The sequence below is a fragment of the Candidatus Hydrogenosomobacter endosymbioticus genome, assembly GCF_021654655.1.
GTDB classification, from domain to species: Bacteria; Pseudomonadota; Alphaproteobacteria; order Holosporales; family GW7; genus Hydrogenosomobacter; species Hydrogenosomobacter endosymbioticus.
This window is the reverse complement of sequence record NZ_AP025225.1, coordinates 627,522-642,140: the sequence shown is the minus strand read 5'-3', so window position 1 is coordinate 642,140 and position 14,619 is coordinate 627,522. Positions and strand designations below refer to the sequence as shown.

11 protein-coding genes are annotated in these 14,619 nt (G+C 41.3%); 2 read left to right on the top strand and 9 right to left on the bottom strand.

The features are described 5' to 3' along the window. Nucleotides 1-96 precede the first annotated feature (96 nt). A complete protein-coding gene (locus HYD_RS02950) occupies nucleotides 97-684 on the bottom strand; it encodes a hypothetical protein (RefSeq protein ID WP_236864781.1) in 588 nt (195 codons plus the stop codon). Nucleotides 685-688: 4 nt separating this feature from the next. After that, the gene (leuS, locus tag HYD_RS02945) at nucleotides 689-3,277 is read right to left on the bottom strand and encodes a leucine--tRNA ligase (RefSeq protein ID WP_236864780.1); all 2,589 of its coding nucleotides are present in this window, start codon (nucleotides 3,275-3,277) and stop codon (nucleotides 689-691) included. Nucleotides 3,278-3,611: 334 nt separating this feature from the next. Here leuS and HYD_RS02940 point away from each other — a divergent pair, with 334 nt between their 5' ends. Beyond that, nucleotides 3,612-5,642 carry a hypothetical protein gene (locus tag HYD_RS02940; protein ID WP_236864778.1) on the top strand — a complete coding sequence of 677 codons (2,031 nt, stop codon included), beginning with the start codon at nucleotides 3,612-3,614 and terminating at the stop codon, nucleotides 5,640-5,642. A gap of 160 nt (nucleotides 5,643-5,802) precedes the next feature. On the opposite strand, the gene HYD_RS02935 is transcribed toward HYD_RS02940, so the two are convergent. Then, nucleotides 5,803-8,034 carry an ATP-dependent helicase gene (locus tag HYD_RS02935; RefSeq protein ID WP_236864776.1) on the bottom strand — a complete coding sequence of 744 codons (2,232 nt, stop codon included), beginning with the start codon at nucleotides 8,032-8,034 and terminating at the stop codon, nucleotides 5,803-5,805. 236 nt (nucleotides 8,035-8,270) lie between these two features. Between HYD_RS02935 and HYD_RS02930 the strand changes: the two genes are divergently transcribed. Further along, on the top strand, nucleotides 8,271-8,528 hold the full coding sequence (locus HYD_RS02930; protein ID WP_236864774.1) for a hypothetical protein: 258 nt from the start codon (nucleotides 8,271-8,273) through the stop codon (nucleotides 8,526-8,528). 96 nt (nucleotides 8,529-8,624) lie between these two features. Here HYD_RS02930 and HYD_RS02925 read toward each other — a convergent pair whose 3' ends face one another. From HYD_RS02925 to HYD_RS02900, 6 genes are all read right to left on the bottom strand, one after another. Then, a complete protein-coding gene (locus tag HYD_RS02925) occupies nucleotides 8,625-8,936 on the bottom strand; it encodes a hypothetical protein (RefSeq protein ID WP_236864772.1) in 312 nt (103 codons plus the stop codon). 112 nt (nucleotides 8,937-9,048) lie between these two features. After that, nucleotides 9,049-9,462, bottom strand: a complete 414-nt coding sequence (locus tag HYD_RS02920) for a hypothetical protein (protein WP_236864771.1) — start codon at nucleotides 9,460-9,462, stop codon at nucleotides 9,049-9,051. Next, entirely contained in the window at nucleotides 9,462-10,052 is a 591-nt protein-coding gene (locus tag HYD_RS02915) for a hypothetical protein (RefSeq protein WP_236864769.1), read from the bottom strand. Before HYD_RS02915 ends, HYD_RS02920 begins: the two co-directional genes overlap by 1 nt. Next, complete coding sequence (locus tag HYD_RS02910; RefSeq protein ID WP_236864767.1) at nucleotides 10,049-11,596, bottom strand: hypothetical protein; 1,548 nt, start codon at nucleotides 11,594-11,596, stop codon at nucleotides 10,049-10,051. Before HYD_RS02910 ends, HYD_RS02915 begins: the two co-directional genes overlap by 4 nt. After that, nucleotides 11,589-12,785 (bottom strand): type II secretion system F family protein, encoded by a 1,197-nt coding sequence (locus HYD_RS02905; protein ID WP_236864765.1) that lies wholly within the window; start codon nucleotides 12,783-12,785, stop codon nucleotides 11,589-11,591. Before HYD_RS02905 ends, HYD_RS02910 begins: the two co-directional genes overlap by 8 nt. After that, nucleotides 12,772-14,511, bottom strand: a complete 1,740-nt coding sequence (locus HYD_RS02900) for a GspE/PulE family protein (protein ID WP_236864763.1) — start codon at nucleotides 14,509-14,511, stop codon at nucleotides 12,772-12,774. Before HYD_RS02900 ends, HYD_RS02905 begins: the two co-directional genes overlap by 14 nt. Nucleotides 14,512-14,619 lie beyond the last annotated feature (108 nt).

Sequence of the window (14,619 nt, the reverse complement as noted above, 5' to 3'; positions counted from 1 at the left end):
TAACAAAATCTCTAGCAAAAACTCTGGCCATGAAGACCCAAGCAATGACAACGTGACCAATATACAGCAGCAAAAGATCGGCCGCCATCGCCACTTTTAAATTTTGCCGCTAAATACATCGTCTAAACTTGGAGGAGAATAGTAATCCTCATCGTCTTTGTTGCGCTTTAAAACAGGCAGAACAGAGGATTTTCTGACGATCCTATTGCCGCCTTCCGTTTTTAATGCTTTTGCTACTTCAAATGTAATCGACGTCGCCAGCTGGTCAATGCCGCTTTTTATAGCAAACCTTTTCGCCATAGTATTTGAATAAAACGCACTAGATACGCTATAGGAGTTATATGCAGACAGCCTTCCAGACGCAACCAAGTCCCGGCTGTCAATCTTGGTCAATGTAAAAATAGCGCAAAGTTCCACGCGCATTCTCCTTGCGGTCTCATCCCTTCCAAGCCCGATAGATGAAGACGTTTCTTTAAGCTCTATGTTAAGAACATATTTGGAAGATCTGAAATCGTGCCCCATTCGGCTTTTTAACAGAGTCCGCAATTCTTGTCCAGACCGTCCCTTTATGTATCCTACACATACGGTGCGCAGCTTAGATTCTGTCTTTTCATCGAGAAGAATAGACGAAGCGCACGAAACCAAAACGATAGCCGCCGCGCACGCTAAAAAAGCACGACGCATACACCTACTCAACGATAAGGTTGATGACTTTCTGCGGAACAATAATCGTCCTCACTATGCGCCTTCCATGAAGGAATTTAACTACATTTTTGTCTAACTGCGCAAGAGCTAGTATTTGAGCTTCAGAGCTTTCTATAGGAACTTCAACTACCCCCCTTGTTTTGCCATTTACCTGAACAGCCATAACGCAATACGATTTTTGCAAAAGCTCTTTCCTGCAAAACGGCCACGGAGCCGAGTGAATAAATTGGTCATTCCCAACAGCTCTCCATAGCTCTTCAGATATATGAGGAATCGCAGGAGAAGCGAGACATATAAACGTCTCAAGCGCCTCTCTCAGCACCCACCTTTCATCCTCTGTCGACGCATCGAACATCTCTATCGCGTTGGAGCACTCTCGCAAATGCGCTATATATTTGTTGAGAGCAAAGTTTTGCAGCGCATTATCTATGTTTGCCACCGTTTTATGAACAACTCGGCGCAAGTCAACTGCTTTATTAGAAAACGCCGCCGGCTCTGTTTTATAGTCTTTTTTCGAAACCACAGACGGGATATGTTTTTCGAACATAGCCCATATCCTGCATATATACTTCCAGCAGCCAGCTATCCCTTCATCCGTCCACTCGAAATCTTTTTCTGGAGGGGTGTCGGACAATACAAAAAGCCTCAAAGCATCAGCCCCATAAACCGCAAGCGCATCGTCAACGCCTATAACATTACACTTGGATTTGCTCATTTTTTCTACCCCGCCAACAACAACAGGCTTTCCGTTAAAACTAGGCATTCCGTCGACATATTTTATGTCTTTTGGGTTTACCCACTCTCCGTCGAAGCTTTTATACGCTCTGTGACAAACCATCCCTTGTGTAAACAAAGCATCAAACGGCTCATCGATGTCGCAGTAGCCACACTTTTTAAGGGCGCGAGTAAAAAATCTGGAATAGAGCAAATGAAGTATGGCATGCTCTATGCCTCCTATATATTGATCTACCGGCATCCATCTGTTTACTTTTTTCTCGCAAAATGCTTCCACTGGATTTTGCGGATCGCAAAAGCGGAGAAAATACCATGAAGAATCAACAAAAGTGTCCATAGTATCGGTTTCTCTCAGCGCGTCGCTACTGCATTTCGGACACTTAACATTTTTCCAAGACAGGTGGTGGTCAAGCGGATTTCCTGGAATATCAAAGGAAACGTCGTCAGGAAGCTGAACTGGAAGATCTTTTTCTGGAACTGGAACTATGCCGCATTTCTCGCAGTGAATCATTGGAATGGGAACACCCCAATAGCGCTGCCTAGATATCCCCCAGTCGCGAAGCCGGAAAACAGATTCGCGTAAACCTAGAGCGTTTACTTCTAAGTGATCCATAATTTTGAGCCGAGCCTCGGCAACCGTGTCTCCATCAAGAAAAGACGAGTTAATCATGATACCATCTTCATCCGTATACGCTCTGTCGTTAAAGTCGCGTTCCCCATCAAGCGGTCTGATCACTGGAAGTATTTTCAGACCATATTTTTTTGCAAATTCAAAGTCGCGCTCATCGTGGGCGGGAGCCGCGAATATAGCCCCCGTACCGTATTCGGCGAGAACGAAATTGGCTATGTAAACTGGAAGCTTTTTGCTTTCATCTTCAGGATAAAGCGGATGAAAAACATACAGCCCAGAAAATATACCTTTTTTTTCCTCAATATCTGCCAGCTTTGCCGCCGTTCCCTTTTTGCGATGTCCTTGTATAAACTCGTTCACGTCGGCATTTGACTTCGCAATCTTATCTGCTAGTTTATGATCTGGAGAAATGGCGCAAAAACTCGCTCCAAACAAAGTTTCCGGTCTTGTTGTGAAAATCTCAAGCTCGTCCCCGAGCTCAACAAATTTGAAACTAATTCTTATTCCGCTGGAAATTCCTATCCAGTTTATCTGCATAGTCTTAACTGAATCAGGCCATTTGCGTAAAAATTCTATCTTTTCAAGAAGATCCTTAGCAAAGTCCGTTATACGGAAAAACCACTGTTTCAGCGACCTTTTTTCCACAATAGCACCAGATCTCCACCCTCGCCCATCGATCACCTGTTCATTGGCAAGCACACACATATCTTCAGGATCCCAGTTTACAAACGACTCTTTTTGATATGCCAATCCAGCCCTATATAAATCAAGAAATATTTTCTGCTGATGCTTATAATATGACGGATCACATGTAAAAACCTCTCGAGACCAATCATGAGAGCAGCCAAGCCCTATAAGTTGCCTCTTCATTATGGCCGCGTTATCGTATGTAAACTTGCGCGGATGTATGCCATTCTTTATCGCGGCGTTCTCTGCTGGAAGGCCGCACGCATCCCAACCCATTGGATGAAGAACCTCATAGCCAAACATTCTTCTGCATCTAGCATATACGTCGCCTTGCGTATAATTTCTTGCATGTCCCATATGAAGAGTTCCCGAAGGATATGGAAACATTTCAAGTATATAAAACGGACTTTTCTCAGAAAAATCATTGGCTCGGAAACAACCAGATTGCATCCACCGCTCTTGCCACTTCTTTTCTATAGAACGAAACTCGTATTTTCCAAGCATGCCAGACCTCGCCATAACAAACTCTTTCAGTCATTGACATTGTCGCAGCCGATCATTCGCTTTTCAAGATGGTAATTCTCCTGATTCATTCATTGCAGCAGGAAATATCATCTCTTCACAAAAAAAAAACAATGAGAACCTATTTTCTAGAATTTAAGATAAAAAGCTTTTGAAGCTCATCCACCACACGGATCCAAAAATCATTGAAAAATTGCTCTAAATTATGCTTTTACACAGATAGGGCGATAGTTAAAAAACTGACCTATTATAAGCAGAAAAATATAAATCAAAATTTTTATAAAATATGGTAATATATAGGTCAAACATTAAAAACGAAAAAACTAGAACAATGAATACATACAATATTTTGTTAGTAGCCATAGCGGTATTTGCCGCAAAAGCCGAAGTTTCTATGGCAGGCCCCAAAAAAGCAAGAGACGACTCTAGCATTCAGAAAAAAATCCCTCAAGACCAGAACATTCTCAAAGGCCGAAAGAGAAGCAATAGCGTCGACGACAGTAGATATGTTGAAAAAAAAGTAAAACTTGTCGCAAGAAAACTACCGCCAGAAGCCCTTGAAGCGCTATTCTCTGGCCAACCTGAAAAAAACAACGACGCCGAATCTTTTCTAGCGGAAAATCCGGGATTTTTACAAGACCTGAACTCTCTCGAAGTAGAGCAGGCGGCGATAGCTCTTGGCGACTCTATCTCTGAAGAGGCCATGAATGCGATTGTGAATGGAACGAAGGCGTTTAGTCAAATGCAACAAGCTGCGCAACAGCAAGACGAGGACACAGTTCAGCAGACGCAAGACGAGGACACAGTTCAGCAGAAGCAAGATACTGAACAGCTCAAAATGCACAGTCAAACTGCCGAAGAACTTCACGAAGAAAAGATAAAGTTCATTGCAAGAAAACTACCGCCAGAAGCCCTTGAAGCGCTATTCTCTGGCCAACCTGAAAAAAGCACCAACGCCGAGGCTTTTCTAGCAGAAAATCCGGGATTTTTACAAGACCTTACCCCTCAAGGAGTGGAGCAGGCGGCGATAGCTCTTGGCGACTCTATCTCTGAAGAGGCCATGAATGCGATTTTGAATGGAACGAAGACGTTTAGTCAAATGCAACAAGCTGCTCAACAGCAAGGCGAAAGCACAGTTCAGCAGACGCAAGACGAAAGCACAGACCTACAGCAACAGCAAGACGAGAACACAGACCTACAGCCTCAAGGCGAGAACGCAGACCTACAGCAGAAGCAAGATACTGAAGAGCCTAAAATGCACAGTCAAACTGCCGAAGAACTTCACCGAGAAAAGATAAAGCTTGCTGTAGAAAAATTACCGCCAGAATCCCTTGAAGCACTATTCTCTGGCCAACCTGAAAAAAGCACCAACGCCGAAGCTTTTCTAGAGGAAAATCCGGGATTTTTAGATAACTTATACAAACAAGACACCATAGATGCGGCAACCTACCTGTATAACTCAGGAGAAATATCTAAAGAAGCTATGTCCTTTATCATAAAAGCTGCAGAGACACCGTACAAAATAGCGTCCGACGAGCAACAGCAAGATATGGACCAAGAATACCCAAAAATGATTGCAGACCTAGCCGACGACACCATGCTTTCTGAATACGCAAGAAATTCCATAAAAAACCACTTGTCGCAAAGATTGCAAGAAATTAGGCGCCCATACACCGAGTCTACAGAAGAATCATTGGCAAGAATAAGAGATGCGGCAGTCTCCTTGTCGCCAAGCGACATTATGGATCTGTTTTCAGGCAAAGAGGCTCTCAGTAATGAGGTCAAAGAATTTTTGGAACAGCATGGCGGTATCCAGAAGTTCTTTTATGATATGCATCCGATAGATGTTATTTTTGCGGCCTGCAATCTATACAAAGAGCAAGCAATAGACGACGAAAAATTAGCCGCTTCCATGGACGCTGTCGTCCAGCATTTTAGCCAAGAAGAGCAGGCTAAGCAGCAGTCAGGTCAAATCCCAACAGAAGAGCAATTTATCCAGATGCAAGATTTGGAAAAGTCCCTCGCTTTATTGGATGAACAAGATACAGCACTTATTGCTCAAATAGGCGAATTCATAAAAAATATCACCGATAACGATGTGGTTAATATGCTTGACAACTCTAGGTATATCTACGAAGAGCTGGCTCAACGTTTGCCTGAAGAAAAACAGAAGTATGCAGAAAAATTATTGCAAATAGTAACAGGGCAGACTGAAAATGGAACAATTAACGACACAAACAAATTGGGCCTAGAAAAAATAAGAGAAGAAATGCTAGAACTTATATCAAACAACGAAAGCTCTCAGCAAAAATCTATGGAACAAAAAGACAACCCAAATTCTGATGAGGAGCAAAACAAATAAATAAATAAAATAAAAACAGCAAATCAGCCGACAAACGTTAAAGGTCACCAACTTGGCCAGTTAATCTGAAACATCTTCGATATAGGCGTTTCATTTTGCTGGCCACTTCTTATAGAGCAGCCAAAAAAATACTATTTTGTGAATAGTCTCGTTGCAAGGTCTATTCTTTTACTAAAAACCCCGCACTTATCCTTTTTGCCATTCCATTTTCAAACTCCACAAAAACCGTGTCCGCTGAAGAAGAGCATACAGACCCCTTACCAAATAACGGATGCCTAACCCTTTGCCCAACAGAAAATGCCGACTTTCTAGTATATCTCTCTAATTTTTCTTCTTTGTAACCATTGTTTAGCTTTTCTGGCTGAGAAGAGGCGCAATATTCCTTATAACTTTTTTTTCCAAACATATTGGCCCATTCGTAAGAAAGCCCCTGTCCCCGTTCTTTCTGTTGGACGCTTTGCTGGTATTGCTGATTTAGAGAAATTATAACATTTTCAGCAGGAATTTCTTCTATGAACCTTGAAGGAGATGAAGATGTCCATCCTTGCGGCAATCTTCTGCTCCAGCAAAAGCATATTATGGCTTTTTGGCGAGCTCTCGTTATACCAACATATGCAAGCCTTCGTTCCTCTTCCAACCCTTTATTGCCCAGCTCTTCAATGCAACGCATATTTGGAAAAACTCCCTCTTCCCAGCCTGGAAGAAATACAACATCAAACTCCAACCCTTTCGCTGCATGAAGAGTCATAACTGATATGCTATCGCTAACAGAATCTTCTCCCGTTTCAAGAAGCAAGCTTGTATGCTCAAGAAACTCCCTTATGCTGGAAAATTTTTCCATAGTTTTTATGAGGTCTCGAACATTATCGAGTTTTGTTCCATGCTTCGGATTATCCTGTTCTGCCCACATTTCCACGAGCCCAGACTCTGCAAGTATATTTTCCGCAACTTCTATAGGAGTTTTTTTACCCGCCATGTCTTGCCACCTTTTTATACTTGAAATAAGAGTTCTTAGCCTTATTTTCGTGCTATTCCTGATTCCCTCAACATCGCTTTTGTCTCCTATAGCAATTTCCGCCGCGTTATAAAGAGACGCAGACGACTGAGAGGCCACGGCATATAGCGCCTCTATCGTGGCATCTCCAATACCTCGCCTCGGAGCGCATAGCACTCTTTCAAACGCCACATTATCATATGACGAAAATATCACGCGTATGTATGCGAGAAAGTCTTTAACCTCTTGACGCTCATAAAATCGAGAGTTGCCAACGATTTTATATGGCACACCGTCCATCATAAAGCGCTCTTCAAATTCCCGAGTCTGAAAAGTTGCTCTCACCAATATCGCCATTGAAGAAAATGCTTTTCCGGATTTATTTAGCTCTTCCGCCCTGCGAGATATAAACTTTGCCTCATCTCCGCTGTCAGAAAGGCCATACACATACACTTTTTCACCAGTTCCGTTATCGGTTTTCAGAACCTTCCCATAACGGCGCTTATTGTGCGAGATTACTCCGCTCGCTGCCGATAGTATGTGCGCAGTTGACCGATAATTTTGCTCAAGACGTATTATCTTCGCATTAGGGAAATCGTCTCCAAAACGCAAAATATTCTCTATATTAGCGCCTCGCCAGCCATATATAGACTGATCGTCATCTCCCACACAACAAACGTTACCATGCGCACCCGAAAGCATTTTTATCCACTCATGCTGTACGTTGTTTACATCCTGATACTCATCCACAAGGATGTATTTAAATTGATTACTATATTCATCAAGTATCTCCGGGTATTTTTTGAATAGAAATATTGCTTCATTTATTAGATCTGCGAAATCAAATGCATCCATCGACTTAATATTCGATTTATATTCGTTGTAAATTTTCATCGTCTCAGCATCAATAAGGTTAGGCTTAAAGCCAAACATTCCTTGTTTTATATCGTTTATACGCGCAACAACTACCTGAGGGGAAACTTTTTTTTCCATACCAAGAGATTTAAGTATCTTGCGCACTATACTGAGTTGATCGCCGGTGTCAATAACAGAGAACGACGCCGTCCTGTCGCAAAGAGCATGATGCTTACGCAAAATTCTAAGGCTTATGCTATGAAAAGTTCCTATCCAAAGATTATTCACAGGAACTGAGACAACGGAAGACACCCTCTCTTTCATCTCGTTTGCAGCTTTATTTGTGAATGTTACAGCTAGAATATTCCAAGGATGAGCTTTTTCTTGCTCTATTATCCTAGAAAACCTCACAGTTAAAACCTTTGTCTTGCCAGTTCCTGCGGCGGCTGAAACCAAAACAGGGCCATCGATAGCGTTAACCGCTTCTTCTTGTTGCGGATTCAGCGCATCCCCTGAAGTCATATCGGATAAAAACTCTTTCATTCGTAAACTCTGTTTGTAGAGCTGTTTTTACGCGCGCATTCTCATGCAGTGCACCGCTCAAGGCAACCATGAAATGGTATCTCATTACATAGGTTTTGTCACTTTTAGAAAATTCCCATGTTTATAATGATATGGCGAGCGGTTTCCAAAAATTTTCAGCAATTTTCTATTTTTCGTTGCAATAACAGTTAGGGGTACAAGTAGCCGTCAGAGAAACATTTACCTGGGAGGAAATCATGACAAAATTAATCCTAATAGCAGCTATTTTGGCTGTATGCGGCGATGCGTACGGGATGAAGGGAAACAATTCCAATCAACAGCAAAAAGATCGTCCAGAGAATACTAGAGATTGTGACAAAACAAAAGAAATTACTAGAAAAAATATATCTCAACAGCAAAAAAGTCTTAATGATCGTTCAGAGAATACTAGAGATTATGATAAAACAAAAGAAATTACTAGAAAAGATATACATAAAGACGATCAGACCCAATAACTGGAGAACGGCTCCTTCTCTGTTTGTAGAGGGAGCCGCTGTTTTTGTAGCCCATATTTTGTATCTCTTTATGTGTATATAACCGCAGGCAGGAATCTATTTGTCGCCGTATTCATCTGCTTTTATGTCGCTTTGCTTTCGATCCTCTTTTACCGCTCCTTGAGGCTTCCTTCTATACCACGAGTTGACATAGCTTTTCCAAACACCTTCAAACAAACCCAACTTTTCGGCTTTCCCAAACAAAAGTATGCCCCACGCAAGGATTGGAGCCCAAGTAGGAAAACCAAAAGCTCCGAGCACAAAGGCAACTATGTATACTATAAGTTCTATATAAAACTCTTTCATTCGAGATAAAAATTCCTCTTTATCAACGCTGCGTAAAGTCTCGCTCTGATCATCTTTATACATCCAAGCCCCCCTCAATCCGCCAAGCAACCTCCACAGTATAAAACAAAAAACTTAAGAAAGCTCGAACTTTCTTACTTTTAAAAGCCAGCTAACTGTCTGAAAAACAATTTTTTTATTGCTCTAGTCCAAGGACTTGCCTCTCTCCTCCAGGAGAAAAAATTATCACCTCCCTGTCAGTAACAGACTCTATAGACCACCCGTCAATACTTTTGTCATCGCTTTCGCTTGTTATCTTCTTGCCATTTATCCAAATTATCCATTCTTTTGTTTGCGATGACATCATGATCCCTTCCACTTTTAATGGTTTCCTGGTTCTCATTTTTTGATTAGAAATTTCTGCGGGAAAATCTTGTTGTAGGGGCTTTCGTCTCGATGCTTTCTCCAATTGCTCTGGAGTTAAAAATAGCGAAGGCATAGCGTTAAAATCTTTTTCTTCTTGCTTCGAAAATTTGCTTTCGTTAACAAAGTATGCCCCACCGCAATACGCGCTAACAAAGACTGCAGACAAGAGCAAAAAGCGAGACATTAAGACGCTCCTTTATCAGAAATGTAAGAAATATCAAACCATTCAAAACTATAAGTCCCTCTTATCAATAAATCCATACCAAGAAATTGGGCATCTTGCTCATTAAGCTCCTCTTTTTTCAATTTCAGCTCTTTTGACTGAATAATTCCAGGAAAACTGCTAAATAACCCTTTGAGAAATTCCATTACATCTCTGTCTGTGCTTGACGAAAAGTTTATACGCACAAAGCTTTTTTTTACTGTAAGAGAAGCATCTTTGTGAATAGACTTTTCCGGCATGAAAGAAAAGTGGATGTGCAATAGTTTATTTTTATTTGCTAAATTTTTCAAAATCTCCCCCAAATAGTGACGAGAGATTTTTTTCCCGCCCCTTTCTTGCTTAAAAACAGATTGAAGAGACTCCATAGTATTACGCAGGGTTTTCAACCTACGGCGCTCGTTCGAGAGCTCAGCCTTGATCGTCACTATTTCATCAACAAGCGACACTTGAAGCGCCCGAAAATATTCCCAAAGAGAATATATCGCTATCATTGCGCATACGGAAAACACGAATAACGCAGATTCTTTGCTCAAGTTTTTAAATGAGATCATTTCACTTGCTCCTGAAATGGAGACCGAGCTTCTATTACCAATGAAGAAAATTCTCCAGCCCCGCCAAATTTTCCTTTGTCAGCAGTTGCTTCGGTTGCTTTGCAGTCTTCTGGACTTCTTACTATTTGGTATTGTACGCTTGGAAAAATTCTTTGCCACGACTCAAAAAAAACATCAAAAACAGCCTGTTGCTGTGGAAATATTGGGTGAACTCCGATACGAACTTTTTCTTCCTCAAGCGATAAAAACTCAAGAAGATAACTGTCTCCCAAAACCTCCGTCATAGACTCTAGAAAAGTCCATAATCTCTCTTGTTGCATACCAGACGACTGAAGAATATCCTGAATCATCTTTGCCTGTCTGATAGAAAAAGGCATGCTTTCAACTTCGATACGCATACGCATAAGCTCTTGCGACAACATAGAAAGGTTTTTAGATATTACTTTGTTGTGTTCGCGAAGTCCCAGGCAAAGGTAAAATAACCCAGAAGACGTCAAAAGAAACAGCGCGCTTAAGGCCTGAAGAACCTGCGGAGCATATCGCTTAAAAAGCTTTCCAGCTATCTGCCACCCCTGATTATATATTTGATAGGGCCTTCGCCTCAGAGATAACACAAGGTTATGAAACAACCTAATTTTAGGCGAAGCGTAAATACTTTCCCTCTCCATCAAAAGCAATATGTCTTCAGGCTGAAAAAATGTACTCATTGGAAAAGACGTAGAAAACACAGCGCTTTCTGTTTTTCTTTCGGCCACAAATGCTATTTCTAGGTCCTGAACATTTGTAATTTTCTCCATATATCGCAGCAAACTTTGAACAGCAGGAACAATTTGCTGATTTATATTTTCTTTAAGAGACGGCGTCCAAAATCTCCAAAAATACACACGGCCAGAACAAAACAGCCACTGCCCCATGTTCATCTCTTGATCTATTGATACAATCAATACCTTTTGCTTGTACGAAGGCTTCAGCGGAGATATCAAAGAAAACAGAAAGCGACCTTGCTCTAGAAAGCCGCTATACAAACTGCAAGCGCAGCTCGTTTCTGTTTCTATTGCCCTCATTAAAGATGAGGTTGCAGATTGCGACGAAATTCCAACAGACAAAATTTCTTGATGCTTCGCTATGGCGTATACCCCGCTATAAAGGTATGTTCTTAACGCCGACCGTTTGCGTTGCAAAAACCACTGAAAAAATTGCCAATATTTAAGAGAGCCAGGACATTTTTCCAGTTTTATAAACTGCTCGCTAGTGTAATCTATTACTTTTATCGAAGATATTTTGAAAAATTTGATAATTTTTACAATTTCGTCAGTAGTATGGCTATCAACTGCCGTAAGAAGCTGCGCAGCGTCTTCTCTTCCCTGGTACATGTAATAGTATCGTTGCGTAGATATAACAAATATCGGCTTTTTTCTGTCAAATTTCATTCCAACAGGATTTTTCGTAAACCTGCTCGACCGCTCTATCTCTTGAATGGAAAGACCTTCGATTGGAATTGGATCGTTCACAACAGCGTGCATTCGAAACATCTTACTATTCATAGCTCATAGCCCCAAGATGTTCGTACAACGGAACTATAGTTGCGTTTACTAAAAACAAAAACATCGCGCCTATCACTATTAATAGAGTTGGTTCTGCGAGAGCTATGATTTTCGATACGGTAGACTCCGTATCTCTGTACGAAACTTCGTATGCGCTGTAAAGGGCCTGAGATATTCTCCCAGTTTCTTCACCTGTCTGAATTATGCGCGCATAAAATGGTCTAAAAAGTAACGCCTCACCAAGAGCCTCGTATAAATGACGCCCGGAAATCACGTTCTCGTACACCACGTCGAGCTGCCGTCTTATAAAGCTAGACGAAACGGTGTCCTTGGATATAACTATCGCTTCGACGAGACGCATATGCTCACCGCAAAGTATGCTTAATGACTGGAGAAATCTTGAATAATGCGCATCAGCAATTATTTTCGCAAACGGGAAAAAAGAAAAAAACACTTTTCCGAAAAAAATCCCGGATTGAGGCTTAAACAAAATATAAATAGCCAGTAAAAAAGCCACTAATAACAGCAACATTTCCAACGACATCAATATAGGAAATTCAACTATACATACCAATAGAGCTGTACAAAATGATGGTTGTATATTGTACGCAGCGAAAAATTGCATCAAATCCGGAAGAAAAAATGTTACAAAAAATACCGCAGCCATAATGAATGAGACAAAACTAAAGATAGGATACCTCAACGCTTTCGCTATCTTAGACCTTCTCTCTCTTTGAAGTTTCAGATATTCTTGGATTTTTCTACATGAATCAGACAATTTACCAGATTGTTCTCCTATTTTTATAAGAGAAAGCGTTATTGGATGAAATATGAACGGAAAACTTTCGCATGCTTTCGAAAGCATTTGTCCATGGTAAATATCATCTTGTATGCTAAGGACTATCGCCTGAAACCCTTTGTTAAAAGAAGGCGCAATATTTCTAAGAGACTGAGTAATAGAAACTCCTGCATCTAGGGAGTATTCAAGGTACATAAAGAATCTTTCTATATCCTCCGCAGCGCTCTTAGAACGTAAAATTCCGAATAAATCAAATTTTTTAAACACTACTATTGGATCAAGTTTACGGTTCACAAGCTTATTAAAAGCATCGTCATGTGTAGAACCGTTGATATACCCCCACAATAACTGGCCTCTTTCGTCAAGCGCCTGGTATTTATACAGAGCCATCAGCATTCTCCGCAAAAACTACGCGCCTTCTCAAAGAAAGCGAGTTAACACCGACAACTCTCTGCACTTCGTCAAAACTTGTTTTCCCAGACAAGGCCAGCTCAAGACCGTCATCAAACATAGACTTAAAACCGCTTCTATAAAGCATATCCGCCATCTCGCCGTAAGATCCGCCACCAAGTATCATTTCTTCCATTTCGCCATTCATCAATATAGCTTCGGAAACAGCCCTCCTTCCAGAAAAACCTGTAAATCTACACGACTCACAGCCCACAGAGACAAACGCATCTACGGCTTTTTCAAGACCGAAATGATACGCTTTCTTCTCTGGCAATCTCTCTTTCTTCTTGCATTTAGGGCATAAAACCCTAACAAGCCTCTGAGCAATTATACAGTTTATATTTCCAGACAAAAGAGAGCGCTGTACGCGAAAGTCAAGAAACCTGAAAATAGCGCTTAGAGCGTTGTTTGTATGAAGGGTGGTGAACACTTTATGGCCAGTCATAGCCGCTCTAATAGCCATATTAGCCGTTGCATCGTCTCGCATCTCGCCTATTAAAATCACATCAGGATCCTGCCGCAAAATAGACCTTATGCCGTCAACAAATGTAAGCGGTCCGCCATCTTTTATCTCTGTTTGTCTTATGTTAGGAAGGCAATACTCCACAGGCTCTTCCAATGTCATTACTTTCGTTTTTTTTGCATCTATTAAAGACAACATGGCATATAGAGAAGTGGTTTTTCCAGATCCCGTTGGTCCGGTAAGTATTATCATCCCTTCTGGCTTTTCCAGACATTCGAACACTTTTGCAAGAGAGTCTTCCGAATACCCAAGCCTAGACATGGATATAAGAGAACTAGCCCTATCAAGTATGCGTATTACTATACTCTCTCCATAAATGCTTGGGTGCGAAGCGACTCTGAAATCAATTTTCCTTCCAAAAACGTCTAGAGAAAAGCGTCCGTCTTGGGGCCTTCTTGTTTCTGCAATATCCATTCCAGAAATCACCTTAATACGCACACAAACTGGAGGCCACAACTTTTGGTGAAAGCAAAACCTTTCATATAAAATTCCGTCACACCTATATCTTATTCGCACAAATATGCTCTCTGGTTCAAAGTGTATATCAGAAGCTTTTTTCCTGGCCGCATCTTCCAGAACGTTTTGTACGAATTCTATCGTAGAGTTTTCGTCGTTATAAGAAAGAAGAGACAAATCATCATCTCCACCAGAAACCCGACTACTGGAATAGGCCTTATGTATCTCTTCGAGAATTTCAGATCTTGTGCACGCCACAGGAACAGCCATATAATCTTCTGGAAAAAATTTACGAATGGCGTCGTAGGATTTTAAGTCATTTATATCAGACATAGCTATTATTATGCCATTTACATCTCCTTCCGTTTTTGATACCGGAATCGCGCAGCACGACTTTGCAATATCTTCTGGAACTTGTCTCACTAGGTTATAATCTACATCACATTCAGACATAGCTATACGGACATTTCCGTGCACAAAAGCCATGGCATCGCTAAGCTCTTTCTCGTTTATTAACGAAAGTTCGATCAAAAGCTGTTCTATGTCCTTACCAGAAGCCTGCGATTCTGTCATAAGGACATTTTTTTGATCAACAGACAAAGCTCCGCCACCAACAAGCCTATCGAGAAGAGCGTCGCAAAAGCCATCTACACCACCTTCACGACCGCGCTGCACTCTATTTTCCATGCGCTCCCCTTATAAACCATATCCCAATTTTCGATATTAAGCTCAACAAGCCGCTCCCAGATTAAAAACAACAGGAAAAATTCCTTGCTAGAACCGGGTTCCTCCGCA

What these genes read in the sequence shown, in the direction of transcription:
- leuS (WP_236864780.1), bottom strand. Translation starts at nt 3,277, where the DNA reads ATGGCGAGGTCTGGCATGCTTGGAAAATACGAGTTTCGTTCTATAGAA.
- HYD_RS02940 (WP_236864778.1), top strand. Translation starts at nt 3,612, where the DNA reads ATGAATACATACAATATTTTGTTAGTAGCCATAGCGGTATTTGCCGCA.
- HYD_RS02930 (WP_236864774.1), top strand. Translation starts at nt 8,271, where the DNA reads ATGACAAAATTAATCCTAATAGCAGCTATTTTGGCTGTATGCGGCGAT.
- HYD_RS02900 (WP_236864763.1), bottom strand. Translation starts at nt 14,511, where the DNA reads ATGGAAAATAGAGTGCAGCGCGGTCGTGAAGGTGGTGTAGATGGCTTT.
- HYD_RS02950 (WP_236864781.1), bottom strand. Translation starts at nt 684, where the DNA reads ATGCGTCGTGCTTTTTTAGCGTGCGCGGCGGCTATCGTTTTGGTTTCG.
- HYD_RS02925 (WP_236864772.1), bottom strand. Translation starts at nt 8,936, where the DNA reads ATGTATAAAGATGATCAGAGCGAGACTTTACGCAGCGTTGATAAAGAG.
- HYD_RS02920 (WP_236864771.1), bottom strand. Translation starts at nt 9,462, where the DNA reads ATGTCTCGCTTTTTGCTCTTGTCTGCAGTCTTTGTTAGCGCGTATTGC.
- HYD_RS02935 (WP_236864776.1), bottom strand. Translation starts at nt 8,034, where the DNA reads ATGAAAGAGTTTTTATCCGATATGACTTCAGGGGATGCGCTGAATCCG.
- HYD_RS02915 (WP_236864769.1), bottom strand. Translation starts at nt 10,052, where the DNA reads ATGATCTCATTTAAAAACTTGAGCAAAGAATCTGCGTTATTCGTGTTT.
- HYD_RS02910 (WP_236864767.1), bottom strand. Translation starts at nt 11,596, where the DNA reads ATGAATAGTAAGATGTTTCGAATGCACGCTGTTGTGAACGATCCAATT.
- HYD_RS02905 (WP_236864765.1), bottom strand. Translation starts at nt 12,785, where the DNA reads ATGGCTCTGTATAAATACCAGGCGCTTGACGAAAGAGGCCAGTTATTG.